Source organism: Thalassotalea fusca (assembly GCF_053485835.1).
The window spans coordinates 255,911-275,709 of the sequence record NZ_JBQRUN010000004.1 but is presented as its reverse complement, the minus strand read 5'-3'; the positions used below and the strand labels follow the sequence as shown (position 1 = coordinate 275,709).

Below are 19,799 nucleotides of genomic sequence, written 5' to 3'. Positions count from 1 at the left end.
ACTTGTATTGAGGGCAAAGGCCCTTTATTGAAAAACAAGTTTATTAATCGTGAGGATTGAAAAATGAATATCGCAATGTTTAAAAAATTACTGGCTTCACAACCAACTATTGCAACCCTACCACTACGTGTGATTGGTGGCGTGATTTTCGCGGCACATGGCGCACAAAAACTGTTTGCCTGGTTTGGAGGCTATGGCCTTGCAGGCACTGGTCAGTGGATGGATTCAATTGGTTTATCACCGGGTTATTGGCTGGCGTTAATGGCAGGAAGTGCTGAGTTCTTTGGTGGATTGCTGTTAATTGCAGGCTTATTAACACGGCCAACGGCATTAGTACTAGCCTTTACTATGTTGGTTGCAATATTTGCGGTGCATTTTCAAAACGGTTTGTTTATGGCGAACAATGGTTATGAGTTTGGATTATCGCTATTAGCGTTGAGTGCTGCATTGGTATTTCAAGGTGCTGGCAAGTTTAGCTTAGATAACTACATCAGCAAGAAACTGTAACGACGATATAGTGCGCGGGAGAACGATATGGGTTTATTAGTAAACGGTAAGTGGCATGACAAGTGGTATGACACTAAGGCGTCAAAAGGTAAGTTTGAACGGCAGGCAAGTAAGTTTCGACACACCATTTCAACCGAGGCTGATAATCCCTATCAGCCAGAGGTTGGCAGGTATCATCTTTACGTGTCGCTAGCGTGTCCTTGGGCACATCGCACCTTGATATTTCGAGTATTAAAGGGGTTAGAGGACATTATTTCTGTGAGTGTGGTAAGAGCTGAGATGCTAGAAAATGGGTGGGAATTTGGTGAAACTGGCGACCCTTTGTATGACTTAGACTATCTGTATCAGTTATATGCCAAGTCAGACGCCACATACAATGGCCGAGTAACAGTGCCTGTGCTGTGGGACAAGCAAACACAGACAATTGTCAGCAACGAGTCTGCCGAAATTATTCGCATCTTTAACAATGCATTTAATGAAATAACGGGCAATAGCAATGACTACTATCCAAAGGCTTTGGCAAATGACATTAATGATGTGAATGACAAAGTGTATAACCTGATCAATAACGGTATTTATAAGACAGGGTTTGCCACTACACAGGAAGCTTATGAGCAAGCATTTAATGCGCTGTTCGATGGTTTAGATTGGGTTGAATCGATACTAGCAAAGCAAAGATATTTGTTGGGAGACACGTTAACGGAAGCAGACTGGCGACTTTTTACAACACTTATCCGTTTTGATGCGGTCTACTACGGCCACTTCAAATGTAATAGACGCACGTTAAATAGTTATCCCAACATAAGTCATTATGTTCGAGAGTTGTTTCAAGTCGATAGAGTAAGTGACACGGTCGACTTGGCGTATACCAAGCGCCATTACTACGGTAGCCACAAAACCATCAACCCAACACTTATCGTTCCTTTGGGGCCTGAGTTAGATTTCAGTTTGCCGCACGATCGCGATACAAAGTTTAAAATTAATTAGAGATGTAGGTGGAGATATCATGATCAAGCACTATCCATTTTCACAACTAGGAAAGGCAAATCACGGCTGGTTAAAAGCAAACCACCATTTCAGTTTTGCTCATTATTACAATCCACAGCGCATGGGCTTTGGTACACTTCGCGTGGTTAATGATGACTGGGTGAAAGCTGGCACTGGGTTTTGTGCACACCCACATCAAAATATGGAAATAATTACCTATATCCGCTCAGGCGAAATCACTCATCAAGACAGCGTCGGCAACAAAGGCGTTACGCGAGCAGGTGAAGTTCAGGTAATGAGCGCCGGCTCAGGTGTGGTGCACTCAGAATTTAACCTAAGCAGTGAGCCACTGACACTATTTCAGATTTGGATCAAGCCGAATCAAATGGATGTACAACCTCGGTGGGATGCCAAACAATTTCCGCGTGAGCTTAATCAGCAGAGTCTACCTTTGCTCGTGTCAGGGTATGAAGAAGATGCAGAAACAGCCTTGTTTATTCATCAGCAGGCGAGAATATTTGGCGGTAAATTAGCAAAAGGCGCGCAAATCAGTCATGAGATCACACATCAAGCCTATGTATTGGCCTCTAGTGGTAGGTTTAAACTAAGTGTAGATAATGACGAAACGCTAATGCAGAAGGGCGATGGCGCGGAAGTGACTAACCTTAGAAATGTGAAGATTACGGCGCTTGAAGACAGTGAAATCATTATCATCGACGCACCGTAAGCGTTACGAAAAAAATTTACTACACCGTAAGCAACAGTGCAGAAAGATAAAGACCTGAGCCAAATATCAGGTGGGTGATCATGCTCTTTAATCTCGCAATATTAGGGGCTGGCGTTTTTGATGCCGCCAGTCCCATACCTAAACAAGGTTGCATAACAAAATAAGGAAATATGACTGTAATAGCGCCAAACACCATTGCGGGTAATAACCTTGGGCTTGAAATCCAGTTTTCGTTCACTATTGCGACGAACACAATTGCAAATACAATACCGGTGAAATAGTGTACGACCCAACCAATCAAACTTTCATGTTTAATTGGTGTCGCAGCCATAATCTTTTGGTGTTTAAGTTGTCCAAATCGCATATGGCCTATCCAGCGACCAACCAAAGCATAGTTCAAACCTGCTATGCCAAGTATGTGTTTAAGCAATATCCCCCAAATATCCATGATGATCGTTGCGCCAATACCGATTGTTAAGGCATTAATGATCATTGTTAAAGTGATAATGTCGTGACTCATTTATAGCTCCGCGTTTATATTTTCGAGTATATGTTTGCACCTGAGGAGTAATTCAAATTCACTCGTGTTAATTAGTCGCGGATAGTCTGCCACTTAAAGTTAGCTTTAAGTCAAGGTTCTCGTATTGATTAATTCATGAGGCTAAACTTCAGTTGCAATACGAGGAGATGCTAAGTAGTTGATAAATTGCACAACAGCATTGTTGTTGCGGTGAAAAAGTGTTCGTTTTTTTTACATATTTCAAACACTTGTGAAGGGGTGTTTTGTAACTTTTTGTAAAATAACTTGTTTTTTTTTCTGGTGTTAAATTTGCTTACGTGAACCGTTGTGAAGAAAAAATAAAATAAAAGGATAGAGTCAAAATGAAAAAATTTATATTACCCTTACTTTCATGCTTAGTCGCAGGTTCAGCTAATGCAACGATTATCGACTTTACAGGAGGCACTTCGACTTTAACTGGTGGTGGTGAATGTACCACTACTGCCGCTGATGATCCTTGTGATTCAGGTATTGATTATTATACTGAAAATGGTTTTATCTTCGACTTTATCGGTGATAGTGGCTATGTTGGTGAATACTATGGGAAAGATTCAACAGGTGAGTATAACGATGTTATCCACTCTCACTGGGCGCCAAACCATGGCAATATGACGGCAATGGAGATTAGACAAGTAGGCGGTGGAACATTTGATCTTAATTCATTCATATTAACCAGTAATACAAGTGTTGGTGGCGGCGCAGCTTCGGGAAATGAATTAACTTATGTTGAAGCTTGGTCAGGTGGCATAATGCTTGAGCGTTTATTATTATCACCGGAGAGTTGGGGATTTAATGGTGTACACAACACTACCAGCGCTTTTCAAAACGATCCAGAAATCTTTTTAAGTAGCAATTTTGATGCTGTTGATTTAGTTAGGTTTACGTCTGATACGCATATTCATGATGTTTATTGTTTTGGTATGGACGCTTTTTTCATTAACGAACAATCACCAAATACACCAATCCCAGAGCCTGCGGGCTTAGCTTTGTTAGGTATAGCGTTAGCTGGCTTGAGAGCTTCAAGAAATAAAGAGAAGACTAAATAGCTCTAATTTGTTACGCAATGGCTTAAGTTGGCATGATTAGATTAGTATAGAATCAAATCATGCCAACTTAATTTCTATTCACAATAACGCTAAATTCGCCCCGCGTCTTTTAATCGCTTATTCACTTTTTGATGGTATTTTCTGGCTAGATAGGGACGAATAATAGGCAGCGAAATTATCCACGCTAGCCATTTCAATTGCCAAACCCGCTCCATCAATACGATATAGGCGTCTAACTCCGATAAGATCCTACCGTCTGGAAGTTTAATGTGAAGTTCTGTCAGTGCTTGGTATGGGTCGATGCCTAGGCTTTTTAAATATTCATCCTGATTAGTAATGTCTAGCCAATTGACATTCTTTCCGCCTTGGCCAGCTAACTTTTCATAGAAACGTCTGTCTTTAACACATCGTGGACAAGCACCATCGTAAAAGACAGTGACATTCTCATTTTCACGGCTCATAACTCAATATTACTTATGGCTAACGCTTAATAATATTATGGACAATGTAAGACAATTTGTCCTTAGATTTTGTCTCGCAGGGAACTATTGAGCTTTGTGTTCACTTCACATATGCGAATTTGCGGTTTGGCAGTTCGCGTAGTAATAATTAGCGAAGTAAAAAACTGACAAGAAACACACGAAAACAAACATATTTTTAATCGTTTTATGTATGTGAATCTATATTAATTTATTGAATTGTATTAATAACTTGTGTACCTTAATCTGGCGATTTTGAATATAAGGAATACAATGAACAGGGAATGTAATATCAAATTTTTTGCTGGCCTTTTAGTGTTGCTTTTGTCTGGCTGTGTGAGTACGAATGAAAAGCCCCAAGCAACCCAAGTGAAAACTAACGAAACTAGCCAGACAAGATTCGTCACCGTTGAAAAAGAATATACGCCACAATTGTGGTCTCACCATAAACAATTAAACGAGTCGCCAGCGGTATGCGCCCAAAAAGGTGTTCAGATTCTCAATTCCCTGGGATTCACATCTGTTGTAAAAAATGGCAATTACGTCTACGGAAACCATAGTCAAAATCGCGCTGCCATAAAATGTGTGACGGCGTATGAGAAAACATTTGTGTATCTCGCCGTTGCGGGAGCTGACGTAAAACTGGTCGAAAAACTACGTAATCAAATCTCATGGAAGTTATAGTCATTTACTGTGTATAGTAGAAAGTTGTGAAACCATTTTTAACTAGGCAATTTTAGCTGGCCAATTTGAGCTGAATAATTCATTCGTAAAGAGGAATACAATGGCATGAAAATGATTTATACCCACGAAAATCGGCTAATGACGCATAACATTAAGAACTTGCTAGAGGCAAAGGGAATTGAAGTGACGATCAAAAATGACTTTCTGCAAGGTGCTGTAGGAGAGTTATCCGCATTCGATGCGTGGTCTGAAGTATGGGTAGTTAATGAAGCACAATTTGACCATGCCGAAAGCATTATCAAAGAGGGCTTGAGTGAGCAATACCACGGTTCATGGACTTGTAGCCACTGTAGTGAATCGAATGAAGCAAGCTTTGAAGTGTGCTGGAATTGTCAGACCGAACGACCGTAAATGACATTAACAATTTTTCAGGTGGAGATTAATTCCTCTTTGGTAAATGTATGTGTGAATTTCTTCAATAATTTGATAAAAATATAAATTGTCCAGCTGACTTAGTGAACTATTTAAAATAATAAGACGTTAGGACTCGTCTTAAACATATGCATAGTGGAATATTAGCGCTGCATACTTTAGATACGCGGTATGGCAACTGGGCAATAAGCAAATGGCCGCGGCATGAGAGTTTAAAGGCTATGATTACCAGTTCGAGTTTGGTCAGGAAGGGCATAACCTTATTCACGGTACTGAACAGCAAGAAGAGTCAATTTGCTGGTTGTTTCAATAATCTTTTCTTGATTTCGTATTAAAAGCCTACATTTTAAACGTGATGCTTCACCCGACTGACTAATCAGGTGAAGCGCGCTAGTTTATAATGGCTTTGTTATGTGTATGGACGAGCGCACTATTGCTTCAATGCATCTTCCAATGCAGTTAAACACAGTGCAACATTTTCATTACGTGCGGCGTAACCCATTAATCCAATGCGCCACGCGTTGCCCGCAAAATCACCTAATCCTGCGCCAATTTCCAAATTGTAATGATTCAGCAAGTAGCTTCTTACCTTAGCATCATCAACCCCAGCAGGAATTTTTATCGTGTTGAGTTGTGGTAAACGTTCTTCTTCCGGTACGATAAATTCAATGCCGAGTTTGGCTAGTCCTTTTGCTAACACTTGGTGTTGCGCTTTATGACGTGCCCAGCTATTTTCAAGACCCTCTTTGTGCAACTGTAACAGCGCTTCATGCAGGGCATAAAGAGAATTGACTGGTGCTGTGTGATGGTAACTACGCTTTCCTTCGCCAGACCAATAGCTCATAACCAATGATTGATCTAAAAACCAACTTTGGATCGGTGTCTTACGATTTTTGATCACTTGCACCGCTTTTTCACTAAATGAAATAGGTGATAAACCTGGCACGCACGACAAACATTTTTGTGAACCAGCGTAAATGGCGTCTATGCCCCATTCGTCAACACGAAGTTCTACACCACCTAATGAGGTAACTGCATCAACGATGGTTAAACAATCTGCATTTTGTGCTAGTTGACACAATGCTTTTGCGTCAGAAAGTGCGCCAGTTGATGTTTCTGCATGGACAAATGCCAAGAACTTAGCATCTGGATTTTCATCGAGGGCTTGGGCTACTTTGTCTAGTTCAACAGCACGTCCCCATGGTGAATCGACAATGATTGCTTTTGCGCCAATGCGCTCAACATTTTGCTTCATGCGATCGCCGAAAACACCATTACGACAAACAATGACTTTATCGCCTGGCTCCACTAAATTAACAAAACACGCTTCCATACCAGCAGAACCTGGAGCAGATAACGCAATGGTAAATTCATTCTTTGTTTGAAATGCGTATTGGAGCAAGGATTTAACTTCGTCCATCATGTTGACAAATAATGGATCTAAGTGGCCTACAATTGGGCGTGACAAAGCAGATAGTACATCAGCACTTATATCTGAGGGGCCTGGGCCCATTAGGATCCTTCGGGGCGGGTGAAATGAACTAAATGTCATGATTTTGCCTTATTATTAATAGCTACATTGAGGTTATATCAAGTTTACGAGAATTATGCCCATTTTCACTGCTTATAACCGCTATAAGTTTACAAATTTCAGAATAAACAAGCCGATGCTTTGTCCGCATTAAATTTTATGCGGATAAGTGAAGGTTGTTCATATCGTACAACTCTTATTAGCACATAGCCTAATAATAAGTTGACACTCATGTCAAGATTTGCGAGTTTAAAAATGTGTACATTTTGTCATCAATACAAATTCAAAAACCTAAAAAGTTAAGCAAATTCGTACATATAGACTATGCTTGCCAATAATGGTGAAGCATCTTTTGCAAGAATTAATATATAACAAGAAATACTGATCATGTAATGGGCAGGGAATTAATATGATAAATAAAACGTCACTGGTATTAGTCGCTGGACTAGCTACGTGTTTTGGCTTAAGTGCTGAAACATGGAGTACAACAGAGATACATTTTCAACATGGTGAACTGGAACGTGTTGGCACAGGTGGTACTTCCGATAGTACAGTTATCACGTTTCAGCATGCTGGCGGTTGGGAATATGGCGATAACTTCTTCTTTGTTGACCACTCGAGGCACAATGTAAATAACAATGCTAATTTTCCTGTAGAAGACAGCAGTGAATTCTATGGTGAGTGGTATTCAACCTTTAGCTTTAGCGCAATGTCAGGAAATAAAGTCGCGTTTGGCCCTGTAAAGGATGTTGGTTTTGTGGCGGGCTTTAACTTCGCGCCTGAAGTGGATTCATATTGGCTGTTACCTGGTTTTAAATTTTCTCTGGATCTTCCTGGTTTTGCGTTTGCTCAGATTGCCGTAACTTCATATATACATCAAGGCGGAGGAAGTGAAACCTCTTCAGTCTTTACTATTGTGGATGAAGAGTCGAGTTATATGGTTGATTTTAGCTGGGCCTATCCATTTAAATTGGGTAATACCAGCTGGAGCATTGAAGGACATTTGGAATATATCGATGGGCGCGAGCAAACGAATAACTTCGGTACCACTGAGCTTGAATCATGGGTTCTGTTTCAGCCTCAAATCAGGTTAGATGTAGGAGAGCTGATGATAGGTAAAGCAAACCGATTGTTTGTTGGTATTGAATACCAGTACTGGAAAAACAGGTTGGGTGAAAAAGGAACGGACGATAACGCTGCGCAACTATTAGCAGTGTGGCGTTTTTAATACAAATACTTAACTGACCTAAATATTTAAACAACCACCTATGTTAGAGGGCATTTGACATAGGTGGTTTTTATTTGTCCTGAATTTATCAACTCTGTACTTGTAGCGAAATACTCTTAACTTATTAAGTTGTTGTAAAATAAACTGATGTTAAATTTTTCATGAAATTAGTTGACACAAGTGTCAGTATTGATACTGTGAAAGGTGAGTGAATTGTCATCAGTAATGAGTCAATTTCTCAACAATAATAACGAAAAAACGAGCCTGGGCTTGTGCTTTCAGTTGATATTGAATCGACAAGCATAGGTTGCGGCGAAATAAGTTACCCATCAGAGGTAACCCAAATAAGCTGATGTCGGTTGGAGTGTGGATCGATGTGGCCACTTGATAGAAGAGAAGCTATGAACCAAACAGTCAATTCTTATCGCATGTTCAGTCGACATGATCTTAGCGCGTTTTGGGCGCTATTTACTGATAACCTAACGAACCTAATTGTCATGAGCGGTGTCTGCATGTTTGTATTTAACATGCCTACGGATATTGTTTTTGGTCGTATAGTACCCGGCGCAGCAGTCGCAATTTTAGCCGGTGTCCTAGTTTATAGTTGGATGGCACACCGACTTGCAAAAAAAACAGGGAGAACAGACGTTACTGCCTTGCCATACGGCATTAGTACTCCGGTCATGTTTGTCTATTTATTTGGTGTTATTGGACCGATTTATTGGTCAACGAATGATGCAACGCTTGCATGGCAAATAGGTATCGCAGCGGGCTTTATTGGCGGAATTGTTGCGGCATTTGGTGCGATCGTCGGCCCATTTTTGAAGCGTGTGACACCAAGAGCAGGTATGCTAGGGACATTGTGTGGCATCGCGTTGGTATTTATTGGCAGCGTGTCACTTGCAAGTATAATGGAAGAGCCGGTAATAGGCTTTACCTCGTTGGTCATTATCGTGTGGGGGTTGGTTGGAAAATTTCGCTTGCCATTTAACCTGCCTGCTGGGTTAGCAGCTTTACTTGTCGGTACTATCATTGCGCTCGCAATGGGCAAAACCTCGATTAGCTTTGAAGGAGTAACAATTAATCCGCCGATTCCTTACTTCGGTGATTTAATCGTTGGTATTCAGCATCTGTTCAATCATCCGGAACTCTTTTTAGTACTGATCCCTGTGCAAATCTATAATTTTATTGAAACCATGAATAATGTGGAGTCGGCTGAATCTGCTGGAGACGAATATCCAGTAGGGGCGTGTCAGGTAACTGATGGTGCAGGTACTATGATTGGGGCATTATTTGGTTCACCATTTCCAACAACTGTTTATATTGGTCACCCAGTTTACAGCGGCATGCAAGCACGTTGCGGCTATGTGCTTGGCGTTGGAATCGTATTTTTTCTAGCTGCTGTGTTTGGTTTACTGGCTTTCTTGAGTAGCTTAATCCCATTGTCTGCAGCCGCGCCGATTCTCGTATTTTTAGCGATTTCATTAATTTCAGAGAGTGCAGGCTGTGTTAAGAAAAAGCACATGATGGCAATAGCGATTGCGATGATGCCGCATGTCTCCAGTTTCGTCATGGTGAAATGGAGCGCAATGTTAAATGCTCTTAGGGAAATTGGTGCGCAAAACTTACCGAATTTAACCGATGAAGCATTAGTAAATGCAATGATGCAACAAGGCGCACATGTGCTTGGTCATCAAACACTTTCGCAGGGGGCAATTATCACCGGTCTAATGTGGGGGGCAATTGTTGCTAATGTGATTGACTGCAAGTTTAAGCATGCTGGCTGGTTCTCTGTTGTTGGTGGTGTGATGGCATCAATAGGTATTTTGCATTCGTCTTCACTACATTTACCGCAGTTCGACGGCATTGTGGTGGGCTACATGCTAATTGGTACGTTTTTACTGATTTACCCGCGTGTAGCGCAGGTGAAGCAATGGGAAAGTCCAGAAAGGAGCGACGCCGACGTAGACATTGTTGAAAGCGTTAAAGCCTCTGAACAAGTTACTTAGTTTCTCTCGTTAATAATGGATTTTAATTGGCCATCGGATGGCTTTCTTTATTGCTTGATATCAAAGGTTTAGGAGAGAACTGTTCGATGTAAAGGTTTCCTCCACCCATAATCGGCATCTATGTGCCATGATTGTAGTGTTAACTCAACAATCAAAATGGAGAAGACCATTACATCGAACGGCTAGTTTTATCCGAATGTCCTGAGTTTGCCCAAGGGGCTGAGTGCGACGGACAAGTAATCAAAGGGCGCACTTAGCACGAACGCGATCTAAAAGTAACAATACGTATTTATTGCCATGTCGCTAAAATGCTCTTGCGAATATCTGTAATAGCAGCGTTCGCTGTTTTCCGTTGTTTTGCTGCCTTATCTGGGCAGGGATAAAATACTTTTTCCATTTTGCTCAAGATGCTATCGGTCAAAAATCGACTTTTTCCGCCATAAACATGTTTGTCGCCATATTTGGCTTGTTCGGGGATCCAATATTTTAATGGTTGCATCAGGTGGAGTTCATCTTTAGCGCGTGTGATAGCGACATTTAACAATCGACGCTCTTCAGCCATCGCTTTTTTATTACCAACTGCATACTCGTTAGGAAAGTTTCCATCGGCTACGTTTAATACAAAAACATTTTGCCACTCTTGCCCTTTGGCGCTATGTACCGTAGATAAAATTAAAAAGTCATCGTCAATGTGTGCTTTTCCTGCTAAATCACCTGATGCTTGAGGCGGGTCGAGCGACAACTCGGTAAGGAACCGTTCTCTATTCGGGTATTGTTGTGATATCGCGATGAGCTGTTCAATGTCGCCCCAGCGAGCAAAATGATCGTCGTAATGATCTTCTAGTAGTTGTTGATACAAATTAGCGATTGTTTGCAATTGCTCAGTCCAAGGAATTTGTTCTGAATGCACATTCGCGAGCAATGGTGCAAGTTGCTGCCAGTAGCCTTGTGCTGCTTGTGGCGCACTGTAATTTTTCAGGCTCTGCATATCAAACTGATGTAACGCAAGGTAATCACACACCTTTTCAGCAGATTTAGGGCCTATACCCGGCAATAATTTCAAAATACGAAAAGCAGAAATTCGATGTTTAGGGTTGTCAGCCCATCGCAATAAGCAGAGCAAGTCCTTTACATGCGAAGCCTCCAGAAATTTTAGCCCACCGTATTTTACGTAGGGGATATCACGTCGGGTAAGTTCTAATTCTAATCGGTCACTATGGTAGCTGGTACGAAATAACACGGCTTGTTTCTTTAGTGGGATATTACGCTCGCGCGCTGCTAATACCTGTTCGCAAATATATTCGGCTTGTTTCGCATCATCTTCTACGTTAACGAGTCGTGGCTTTTTAGGCTGAGCGATGATTTGCACTTTGTTATCTTGGTTGGCATTCCTAGGTAAAGACTTATGGCTAATAAGTGGGATTTTAAAGCCTTCATCACCTTCGGCTAATAGCGTATTAGACAGATCTAAAATACCTTGATGCGAGCGATAGTTAACGTTGAGTGAGATAACATCAGCAGGTTGTGAGAATTGCTCTGGAAAATTTAAAATATTGTCTACTGTGGCGCTACGAAAACTATAAATGGATTGAGCATCGTCGCCAACAACGGTCAGGCCATTTCCATCAGGAAAGAAGCCTTTTAAAATACCTGATTGCAGTATGTTCGTGTCTTGATATTCGTCAACTAAAATAAAGTCGAACTGTTCTCTAATTAGTTTGGCGATGTCAGGTACTTGCGCCATATGATAGCAATACAGCAATAAATCGTCGTAATCTAAACTAACTTGATCCATTTTGGTTTGCGCATACGCTGCAAATAGTTTAGTGAGTTCATCATGCCAGTTTTGACAATGCGGAAACGCATCCGCTAACACCTCCGCTAATGGGATTTGTCCATTAATACATCGTGAATATATGTCTAGGCAGGTCTTCTTTTTAGGAAAACGCTGTTCAGTTGCCGAGTAATCCAACTGATGCCTTAACATATCAATAATGTCGGCAGCGTCACTGCGGTCAATCACAGTAAAATCGTTTTCAATGCCAATACTTGGAGCATGCTCACGTAATAATCGACTGGCAATTGAATGAAACGTGCCACACCATGGCAGTTTGACATCACTATGAGATTGCTTTTTTGCCGATAATACTTTGTTGACTATGCTATTTGCGCGTGAGGTTAATTCAGCTGAAGCTCGTCTTGCAAAGGTCATTAATAATATGCGCTCAGGCGCTATACCATTTAATAGCAACTGCGCCGTTTTGTGCGAAAGCGTATTGGTTTTGCCAGTTCCTGCACCTGCAATTATTAGGGTCGGTGGGCAGTGTGCTAATGTGGCGTTTGTTGTTGCAGCTTCTAGTTGCTTTTCATTTAATGTGCATTCGCTATACATAAGTCTACTTGATAATAGCCGTAAAGTATTATCGGTTAATATAGCGCAAGAATTGTGTGCTGTATATATTTACAGTTGTTTTTGTTGGGGACTGATTGGGGAGTTATCAAACGATGCTAAAGCTGGCGCCCAAGCAACGCTTGAATATAAAGTGCAGTAACCTTAAGTTTAGCCGGAAGGCATGGCCAAAATTTCTTTGATATCTAATTTTCCTTGAAACTTAATAAAGCTTGTTTGCTGATGAATCCTCGCTTGTACCGCCATGCGATCTGCTAATTCATTGCCCTCAATATCAGCATGTCCTCTTACGTGTGTGATCGTTATATGCTGGCGTAATTTCAGATAGTAATCGTAACATTGCTGTACAAGTTCTGGGTTCTTTATCGGCGAACCATCTGCTTTTTTCCAGCCCTTGTTCTTCCAGCCTGTCGCCCACTTGGTGACACAGTCGATCGAATACTTCGAATCCGATAATATTTCTATTTTCAAACCTTTTTGGCTGTATTGCTCTGCTAGCTTAAAGGCTTCAAGCAAGCCATTTAACTCAGCGGTGTTATTGGTGCCGTAGTCGTCATACAAGCCATACATTAAATAGGCAAGTTTGTCTTTTTCGTAGACCGCAATACCTGTCCCGGCCTTACCTGGGTTGGGTGAGCAAGCACCGTCACAATAAATGGCGACATCAGAAGGTGGGCTATTAGCAGGAGTTGGCGCTGCTGTACCTGATTTTGCGCTTGGTGCTGATTTTGACTTACTTAATGAACGTTTCATTAAGGCTTTGGTATAAGTAGAAGCAAAGGCTGCGTCAGCTTCTGCTTTCGATTCAAATCCCATATATTGTGCATCGGCACGGCCAGAAACTAATGCCTGAACTTTAGGCCAGTTGTCAAATACGCCAGTTTCAGCGCCTTTCCATACAACGTAATACTTCTTCGCCATGGATTATTTAGTCTCCGTTTTCGGTGATTTCAATGCCCAAAATACAAGGCCTAAACCGACAATAAAAAATGGAATGCTTAGCAGTTGCCCTGTGTTTAGCAAAATAGCGAGATCATAGGCAGCTTGTCTTTCTTTAAAGAATTCAATGATAAAGCGTGCAGTAAAAGTCATGATTAAAAATAGACCAAGCAGCATGCCTTTTTTATTCTTCGCTGATGTCGTTTTATAAGTCACTGTAAGAGCAATAAATATTAACAAATACGCTATCGCTTCATACAATTGTGCTGGATGGCGTGCAACATTGTCGATACGTTGAAATACGATTCCCCAAGGCACATCAGTAGGTTTACCAACAATTTCAGAATTAACGAAATTGGCTGAGCGCACAAATATGCCAAAAAGCGCAGTGGCAATCGCTAATCGATCAAGTAACCACATGAGGTTGAAATTGTTACGTTTCGTATATAACCAAACAGCCAATATCACCCCAAGACCCCCTCCATGACTAGCAAGGCCGCCCTTATTAATCATCAATATTTCTATAGGGTTACTTAGATAATATGCTGGTTCGTAGAACAGACAATGACCTAATCGAGCACCGACGACTATACCGATAACTGCGTAAATCAGCAGGTTGTCAAGTGATTCAACGGGCTGATTTTCTTGCGCGAATATCCAGCGCATATAGTAAAGCCCAGAAAAAATTGCGGCGGCAAATAATACGCCATAATAGTGAATGGTAATTGGCCCTAAACTGATCAGTTCAGGATCCATATTCCAAAGCATATGTTCCACTGTGATGCCTGTTTGAATGTTGGTAATAAATCGATGGCGACTAATATATCAGGCAAAGGCGTAATTTACAGTGACAATGACTAATTAACTGTAAAAACTCATGTATTCGGTGGTTTATTGAGCAGGGGGCAAGAGATACCTTATTCGGATTGGTATTAGGTATTGGATGTGCTAGTAAATCGGGAGGGAACAGATCTGCGCTTGGAGGCGCAGATCTGTTTAGGTGAAAAACCTAAAGTTGTGTATTAAAGCGCTTTAAAACGAATGGCTACACCGCCACTCGTAGCCAGCGGCAAAGTTAACACTGTATTGGCGTTAACTTGCTGTTTTTCGATGATTATCTCGTATGGATTGTTGATCCATTCTGCATTTTCACCATCGCGATATATTTGTGCTTCGTATTGCTTACCTTTTGCCAGGAAACTTAGCGGTAACTTTAAGGTACGTGCTTGCTCATCGGTTAAAGCGCCTAAGTACCAGTCGTCACCATTACGCTCGTGGCGAGCAAATGCTACGTACTCGCCCACTTCACCTCCAATTGCGATACTTTGTTGCCAGTCAGTTGGTACGTCTTTGATGAATTGAAATGCGGGTAAGTTTGCTTCGTAATTACGCGGTAAATCCGCTGCCATTTGAATTGGACTATAAAGCACGACGTAAAGCGCTAACTGTTTTGCCAAGGTTGTTTGTGGTCGATCAGTATCTGCGCCTAAGCCTTTAAAGCCCATGTCAAAGATACCCGGTGTAAAGTCCATAGGCCCTGATAGCATGCGAGTGTAGGGTAAAATAGCTGCGTGCTCAGGTGGGTTAGGTGGTGAACCCCAAGCGTTAAACTCTTGTCCTCTGGCTCCTTCGCGAGCAATCCAGTTTGGATAAGTTCTGCGTAAGCCAGTATCTTTGATTGGTTCGTGCGTATTGATGCTTATTTTACGTTTAGCGGCTTCTTTAATGTTATGCAGGTATTCACCAGCCATAAATTGGCCGTCATGCCACTCGTAGCGTACAACGCCATTTTCATCAACACGTTTAATACGACCGCCATCAGCTACGTATCCAGTTTTTACCTGACGTACGCCGTGCTTTTCGTATAAATCAAAGGCATCGCCCATTTGATTGCGGTAGTTGGTAACACTGCCAGACGTTTCGTGGTGACCAATTAAACGCACACCTTTACTTGCACCGTGTGCAGAAATTTTAGCTATATCAAAATCTGGATACGGTTGAGTGAAATTGAAAATATCACCATTGCTGTACCAATCATCGTCCCAGCCGTAATTCCAGCCTTCAACTAATACACCATCAAAGCCATGTTTCGCGGCGAAATCCATATAGCGTATGGTTTCACTGGTGGTAGCACCATGTTTTTCTCCGCTGCCCCAAGTGTTTTCGCCAATATGCATGCCCCACCAAATTCCGACATATTTGCCGGGTTCTACCCAAGACACATCGCCTAATTTGTTAGGTTCGTTAAGATTCAAGATAAGGTCAGAATTAAGTAGACCTACCGCGTTTTCACTAATTTGGATAGTGCGCCAAGGTGTTTTAAATGCACCCGCAGTTTTTACACGAATTCCGTCAGACCATGGTGTTAAGTCCGCTTTTAAGGTACCTGGGCGACGCTGGTCGATAGTCATGGCTGCATAATCAACCAATGCCGCTTCATGAATGCTTACATGCGTGCCATTTTCCAGTTTAAAGGTTAACGGCGTATGGGCACGGTCAATACTTTCTACTGGCGTGGTGTTATATACATATTCATAACGGTTCCAGCCGCGTGAAGGTATCCACCAAGCGGTGGCTTTGGCTGGTGCATCAATAGCAAATTCGGTTAATTCGTCGGTAATTTCAACTTTGTCTAAGCCACTTTGCTTAGGCACTTCATAACGAAAACCAATACCATCATTAAATACGCGAAAACGGATAGCAAATTGATTCACCAGATCGCGTTTATGTTTGTAGGTAACAAGGACTTCGTTATGATGGTCAGTAACAGTTTTACGTTCGCCCCAAGGCAATTCCCATTGGCTTTTGTGGCTGTTTTTTGCGACATCTGTAATTGTGAAGCCTTCGGTAAAGCCAGCTGTGGTTTTAAATTCCATACCAAGTTTTGAGCTTACTATGACGGGGTGGTCGTTGAATGTCACGCTATAGCTTGGGTGCTTTTCGTCTGAAATCGTCACATTGATTTTGCCATCTGGTGAGGCAAGTGAGACTGATTCAGCCGACGCAGTTGCTGCGCACAATAGTGAAGCAACCGACAGCGAGGCAACAGTTAAAGGCGTTGAAAGCGCGTTGGAGAGTTTCATGCGTTATCCTGTATTAGTTTTATAATTTGTCATCATCTTAATTGAAGTTGCCTTAACTTGAACTAAGCTACATACGTATTCATGCGTTAGTTCAAGTTCAACACGCTCTACTTATCGCTTCTTCACAAACACGGCGGTAGAGATTTTGGGAATGTGGAAAGCATTACTATCGGTTACGGCATGTTTAAGTAGGTCATCCACACCAGTAACCTGAACAGGGTGCAATTCAAATCCTTGTGCATTGTGATACTTAAATACTTTAGCTGAAGTGCTGGCATTGAAGAACACAATTATTTCCTGATAGTTACTATCATTCGGCTTTGAACTGTTGTCGATGATTTTCATCGCAATCAAGCCCAAATCTTGATCTTTGCCTGTATTGAGAAAGGTCACCTGTTGGTTGATTTCTTCTGCTGTGTTGAGTCTGAACAGTGGCGAACTCATTCGTATTTTTACCCACTCTAGAAAAACGTCGCGTGCTTTTATAATGTCAGCTGATGTCACCATGTCTCTGCCTTGGTTATAGTCCAAAACAGTCTCAATGATTGCCCAGTTTTGCTCGTCTTTGTCTTTCGGTGGCAAGCCCACATGATAATTATTCGTTTGGTAACTAAAATCGACGCGGTTAAACCAGTCACCATAATCATAGCTGTCACGTAAAAATGACTTTGAACGTAGTAATTCAGAACCCATGTGAATAAATGGAATGCCTTGAGCTAGTAGTGCATAGCTTAAGCTTAGCTGGTGAAATCGGATTCGATCGGCAGTTGAAGTAGTAAAGGGCAAACGATATTGGTTGTTGTCCCACAGCGTTTGATTGTCGTGTTTGGAAACGTAATTAATGGTATCACTGGGGGTGAGTGCGTAGCCGCTTGGTTGGCCGCCGTAATTAATATCACGTCCGAACACTTGCTTGTTCTCATCATTTATCAATGCATAACTTGCGAGGTTGCCAGCAAGGCCAACCCTGAGTTGGTCTGCTTTGGTTAAGTAGTCTGCAAGTAAAGCAGATTTATTGGTGTTTAGCTCGTTATGCGCATCGGCTAAGCCATTAGCTATGCCTTGGCTCTTGCGTATGCCTTCACCTGCGGCTGTAAAAGCTCCGCCTCTTACGGCGTCGCGCAGGCGGTCTGTAAATGTGCCAATACCTGTGCCAGCTAATTCTAACTGGCTGGCTTGAACAAAGCGTTGATTGTTGGCTACTTCACCAAAGTTCCAGCCCTCGCCATAGAAGTATGTGTCTGGGTCAATTTCTCGCACAGCTTCACGCGCTTTTAGCATAAGATCTTTTGGCTGATGCGCCATTAAGTCGAAGCGAAAACCATCAATTTTGTAGTGTTTTGCCCAAACTTTTAGAGAATCAATCATCAATTTTCCCATCATCACTCGTTCTGTCGCTGTGTTGTCACAGCAAGTGGATTGGGCAATTTCGCCACTGATAGGGTCAAGTCGATGATAGTATTGCGGCACGATTTTATCGAGAACTGACGTTGCCGCTAAGCCCGCTTGATGAGTATGGTTATATACGACATCCATCACGACGCGAAAGCCCATGTTATGGATACTCTTCACCATCTCGCGAAATTCGATGATTCGCGTAATGCCGTCAGGTTCGAGCGCATAGCTACCTTCAGGAACAGTGTAATGAAATGGATCATAGCCCCAGTTATAGTTGTCTAAAGTTCGTAGCTCTGAAACTATTTGCTGCGCATCAGATGTTTTTGGATCTTGCTTGCTGAGCAATTGCGCTAGGGTGAAACCTTTTGCATAAGGTTGGCGGTCTTCTGATTGCTGACAAAAACTCACTTGAGGCGCACGATGGCAAATAGAGGTTAATGTATCATTGAGCGTGATCGCTTTACCTTTTTCTTCATTCACTGTGCCAATATCGAAGGATGGTAATAAGTGAATGGTGTTTATACCCGCATCTTTAAGCAATTTAAGGTGCTTGATACCGTCGCTATTCTGTTGTGAAAAAGCTGCGTACTTGCCTCGTTTTTCTAACGAAACATTGGGGTCAAACGCACTAAAATCACCGATGTGAAGTTCATAAAAGATATTGTCGGTGGCTTGTTTGACCGGATTGTCTTGTTGTTCTTGCCAACCTGCGGGGTAAGTTGCCTGATCGGTTAAATCGACAACTTGAGAATATACACTGTTGGTTGATAACGAGAGCGAGTAGGGGTCTGTCGTGGTGATGGTTTCCATTTGCTCACTTTCTGGGTGATAAAGCGTTACTTGATATTGATAAAATGTATTGGCAGGAATGTCATTTGCTTTTACGCTCCAGCTACCCGTTAGCCAATCTTGCGTCATTGCTAACGGCGACTTTATTGGTTGCTTAGTGTTATCAAACAATAAAACATTTATCGAACGTGCCGTAGGCGCCCATAGCTTGAATTGCGTATATTCACCGATAAAAGAAGCGCCATAGTCAGAGACTTCATCGGCGTCATCGCTGTTCGTGGTATATAGCGCATCGAGTAAATTACCAACGTGCACCTTTGATAATGCCACTACGTTGTTCTCAACTATTGCTATTACAGCCAAAGGATATTTGATGAGTTGTTTTGCACTTAAATTGTCAATAGGCAACTCAAAGCGAGCAAAATTTTTCAAATGTGGGAACGTATTATCGCTGTTATCGCTATTATCGCTATTATCGGGCAATAGGGCTAATTTCGCCTGTATTTGTGCGCCCGATGGCGTCATTTTAGCTAGGTAATAGCTGCCAGTGCCGCTAGTTGCCTTTGCTAAAATATTTGAAGAAACTCTTATGTCTGCTGGCGTTAGCCAATGCGCACCATTATCTTCCACTATGTTGGCTGATATGTAATACGTCTTGTCTTTTCCTGTTAGACTTTGTGCAATTGCTAACGAGGGAGTTAATAATGCCTGTGTAACCAGTGCCCCTGTGGCCAATGCACCTGCAACCAATGCCTTAGCAACCAATATTCGGTATATTTTCATAAGCAGTTATTTCCACGAAAATCATTGAGATGCGCATCAGATTATCACGCCTAAAGGGCGAAGATTACTGGCATTGTTTTGCATACGTATTCACACGAAGTGTTCAACAATTGACCTTTGAGGCGGGGATTTGTTCAGTTTAGTGACTTTTGAAGATGGCTGTAAATCCAGAGTTTCTCGTTAACGTTTTGTTTTTATGTGATTTTAG

The 19,799-nt window shown here is 41.9% G+C and carries 16 protein-coding genes; 8 read left to right on the top strand and 8 right to left on the bottom strand.

Features of this window, described 5'->3' with window-relative positions:
* The first annotated feature begins 63 nt into the window (after nucleotides 1-63).
* The 3 genes from ACSLUK_RS07290 to ACSLUK_RS07280 are packed head-to-tail and all read left to right on the top strand — an operon-like array spanning nucleotide 64 to nucleotide 2,221.
* A complete protein-coding gene (locus tag ACSLUK_RS07290; protein ID WP_448547884.1) occupies nucleotides 64-507 on the top strand; it encodes a DoxX family protein in 444 nt (147 codons plus the stop codon).
* A gap of 27 nt (nucleotides 508-534) precedes the next feature.
* Nucleotides 535-1,494, top strand: a complete 960-nt coding sequence (locus ACSLUK_RS07285) for a glutathione S-transferase family protein (protein WP_448547883.1) — start codon at nucleotides 535-537, stop codon at nucleotides 1,492-1,494.
* A 19-nt stretch (nucleotides 1,495-1,513) separates the two neighbouring features.
* Nucleotides 1,514-2,221 carry a pirin family protein gene (locus tag ACSLUK_RS07280; RefSeq protein ID WP_448547882.1) on the top strand — a complete coding sequence of 236 codons (708 nt, stop codon included), beginning with the start codon at nucleotides 1,514-1,516 and terminating at the stop codon, nucleotides 2,219-2,221.
* A 19-nt stretch (nucleotides 2,222-2,240) separates the two neighbouring features.
* Here ACSLUK_RS07280 and ACSLUK_RS07275 read toward each other — a convergent pair whose 3' ends face one another.
* Nucleotides 2,241-2,741 carry a DUF2938 domain-containing protein gene (locus tag ACSLUK_RS07275; protein ID WP_448547881.1) on the bottom strand — a complete coding sequence of 167 codons (501 nt, stop codon included), beginning with the start codon at nucleotides 2,739-2,741 and terminating at the stop codon, nucleotides 2,241-2,243.
* A gap of 362 nt (nucleotides 2,742-3,103) precedes the next feature.
* Between ACSLUK_RS07275 and ACSLUK_RS07270 the strand changes: the two genes are divergently transcribed.
* A complete protein-coding gene (locus ACSLUK_RS07270) occupies nucleotides 3,104-3,826 on the top strand; it encodes a PEP-CTERM sorting domain-containing protein (RefSeq protein WP_448547880.1) in 723 nt (240 codons plus the stop codon).
* Between the two features lie 89 nt (nucleotides 3,827-3,915).
* Here the strand turns inward: ACSLUK_RS07270 and ACSLUK_RS07265 are convergent, their stop codons facing one another.
* The gene (locus ACSLUK_RS07265) at nucleotides 3,916-4,287 is read right to left on the bottom strand and encodes a thiol-disulfide oxidoreductase DCC family protein (protein ID WP_448547879.1); all 372 of its coding nucleotides are present in this window, start codon (nucleotides 4,285-4,287) and stop codon (nucleotides 3,916-3,918) included.
* Between the two features lie 291 nt (nucleotides 4,288-4,578).
* On the opposite strand from ACSLUK_RS07265, the gene ACSLUK_RS07260 reads away from it, so the two are divergent.
* Together ACSLUK_RS07260 and ACSLUK_RS07255 are read left to right on the top strand one after the other, a co-directional pair.
* Nucleotides 4,579-4,989, top strand: a complete 411-nt coding sequence (locus tag ACSLUK_RS07260) for a hypothetical protein (protein ID WP_448547878.1) — start codon at nucleotides 4,579-4,581, stop codon at nucleotides 4,987-4,989.
* Nucleotides 4,990-5,094: 105 nt separating this feature from the next.
* Nucleotides 5,095-5,400 carry a putative signal transducing protein gene (locus ACSLUK_RS07255; RefSeq protein ID WP_448547877.1) on the top strand — a complete coding sequence of 102 codons (306 nt, stop codon included), beginning with the start codon at nucleotides 5,095-5,097 and terminating at the stop codon, nucleotides 5,398-5,400.
* Nucleotides 5,401-5,851: 451 nt separating this feature from the next.
* On the opposite strand, the gene ACSLUK_RS07250 is transcribed toward ACSLUK_RS07255, so the two are convergent.
* Entirely contained in the window at nucleotides 5,852-6,973 is a 1,122-nt protein-coding gene (locus ACSLUK_RS07250; RefSeq protein WP_448547876.1) for a pyridoxal-phosphate-dependent aminotransferase family protein, read from the bottom strand.
* A gap of 388 nt (nucleotides 6,974-7,361) precedes the next feature.
* Here ACSLUK_RS07250 and ACSLUK_RS07245 point away from each other — a divergent pair, with 388 nt between their 5' ends.
* Nucleotides 7,362-8,180 carry a hypothetical protein gene (locus ACSLUK_RS07245; protein ID WP_448547875.1) on the top strand — a complete coding sequence of 273 codons (819 nt, stop codon included), beginning with the start codon at nucleotides 7,362-7,364 and terminating at the stop codon, nucleotides 8,178-8,180.
* Nucleotides 8,181-8,581: 401 nt separating this feature from the next.
* Nucleotides 8,582-10,189 (top strand): permease family protein, encoded by a 1,608-nt coding sequence (locus ACSLUK_RS07240; protein WP_448547874.1) that lies wholly within the window; start codon nucleotides 8,582-8,584, stop codon nucleotides 10,187-10,189.
* A 289-nt stretch (nucleotides 10,190-10,478) separates the two neighbouring features.
* On the opposite strand, the gene ACSLUK_RS07235 is transcribed toward ACSLUK_RS07240, so the two are convergent.
* The 5 genes from ACSLUK_RS07235 to pulA form a co-directional block, all read right to left on the bottom strand.
* Entirely contained in the window at nucleotides 10,479-12,581 is a 2,103-nt protein-coding gene (locus ACSLUK_RS07235; RefSeq protein ID WP_448547873.1) for an ATP-dependent helicase, read from the bottom strand.
* Nucleotides 12,582-12,749: 168 nt separating this feature from the next.
* Nucleotides 12,750-13,520: a ribonuclease H family protein gene (locus tag ACSLUK_RS07230; RefSeq protein WP_448547872.1), complete on the bottom strand. Its 771-nt coding sequence runs from the start codon at nucleotides 13,518-13,520 to the stop codon at nucleotides 12,750-12,752.
* 3 nt (nucleotides 13,521-13,523) lie between these two features.
* Nucleotides 13,524-14,315, bottom strand: a complete 792-nt coding sequence (lgt, locus tag ACSLUK_RS07225) for a prolipoprotein diacylglyceryl transferase (RefSeq protein ID WP_448547871.1) — start codon at nucleotides 14,313-14,315, stop codon at nucleotides 13,524-13,526.
* A gap of 245 nt (nucleotides 14,316-14,560) precedes the next feature.
* The gene (locus ACSLUK_RS07220) at nucleotides 14,561-16,621 is read right to left on the bottom strand and encodes a glycoside hydrolase family 97 protein (RefSeq protein ID WP_448547870.1); all 2,061 of its coding nucleotides are present in this window, start codon (nucleotides 16,619-16,621) and stop codon (nucleotides 14,561-14,563) included.
* Between the two features lie 111 nt (nucleotides 16,622-16,732).
* On the bottom strand, nucleotides 16,733-19,591 hold the full coding sequence (gene pulA, locus ACSLUK_RS07215) for a pullulanase-type alpha-1,6-glucosidase (RefSeq protein ID WP_448547869.1): 2,859 nt from the start codon (nucleotides 19,589-19,591) through the stop codon (nucleotides 16,733-16,735).
* Between the last annotated feature and the right edge of the window lie 208 nt (nucleotides 19,592-19,799).

Coding starts and splice junctions, on each gene's coding strand:
- ACSLUK_RS07250 (WP_448547876.1), bottom strand. CDS start 6,973: ATGACATTTAGTTCATTTCACCCGCCCCGAAGGATCCTAATGGGCCCA.
- ACSLUK_RS07265 (WP_448547879.1), bottom strand. CDS start 4,287: ATGAGCCGTGAAAATGAGAATGTCACTGTCTTTTACGATGGTGCTTGT.
- pulA (WP_448547869.1), bottom strand. CDS start 19,591: ATGAAAATATACCGAATATTGGTTGCTAAGGCATTGGTTGCAGGTGCA.
- ACSLUK_RS07245 (WP_448547875.1), top strand. CDS start 7,362: ATGATAAATAAAACGTCACTGGTATTAGTCGCTGGACTAGCTACGTGT.
- ACSLUK_RS07220 (WP_448547870.1), bottom strand. CDS start 16,621: ATGAAACTCTCCAACGCGCTTTCAACGCCTTTAACTGTTGCCTCGCTG.
- ACSLUK_RS07240 (WP_448547874.1), top strand. CDS start 8,582: ATGAACCAAACAGTCAATTCTTATCGCATGTTCAGTCGACATGATCTT.
- ACSLUK_RS07260 (WP_448547878.1), top strand. CDS start 4,579: ATGAACAGGGAATGTAATATCAAATTTTTTGCTGGCCTTTTAGTGTTG.
- ACSLUK_RS07255 (WP_448547877.1), top strand. CDS start 5,095: ATGAAAATGATTTATACCCACGAAAATCGGCTAATGACGCATAACATT.
- ACSLUK_RS07290 (WP_448547884.1), top strand. CDS start 64: ATGAATATCGCAATGTTTAAAAAATTACTGGCTTCACAACCAACTATT.
- ACSLUK_RS07275 (WP_448547881.1), bottom strand. CDS start 2,741: ATGAGTCACGACATTATCACTTTAACAATGATCATTAATGCCTTAACA.
- ACSLUK_RS07285 (WP_448547883.1), top strand. CDS start 535: ATGGGTTTATTAGTAAACGGTAAGTGGCATGACAAGTGGTATGACACT.
- ACSLUK_RS07270 (WP_448547880.1), top strand. CDS start 3,104: ATGAAAAAATTTATATTACCCTTACTTTCATGCTTAGTCGCAGGTTCA.
- ACSLUK_RS07280 (WP_448547882.1), top strand. CDS start 1,514: ATGATCAAGCACTATCCATTTTCACAACTAGGAAAGGCAAATCACGGC.
- ACSLUK_RS07230 (WP_448547872.1), bottom strand. CDS start 13,520: ATGGCGAAGAAGTATTACGTTGTATGGAAAGGCGCTGAAACTGGCGTA.
- ACSLUK_RS07235 (WP_448547873.1), bottom strand. CDS start 12,581: ATGTATAGCGAATGCACATTAAATGAAAAGCAACTAGAAGCTGCAACA.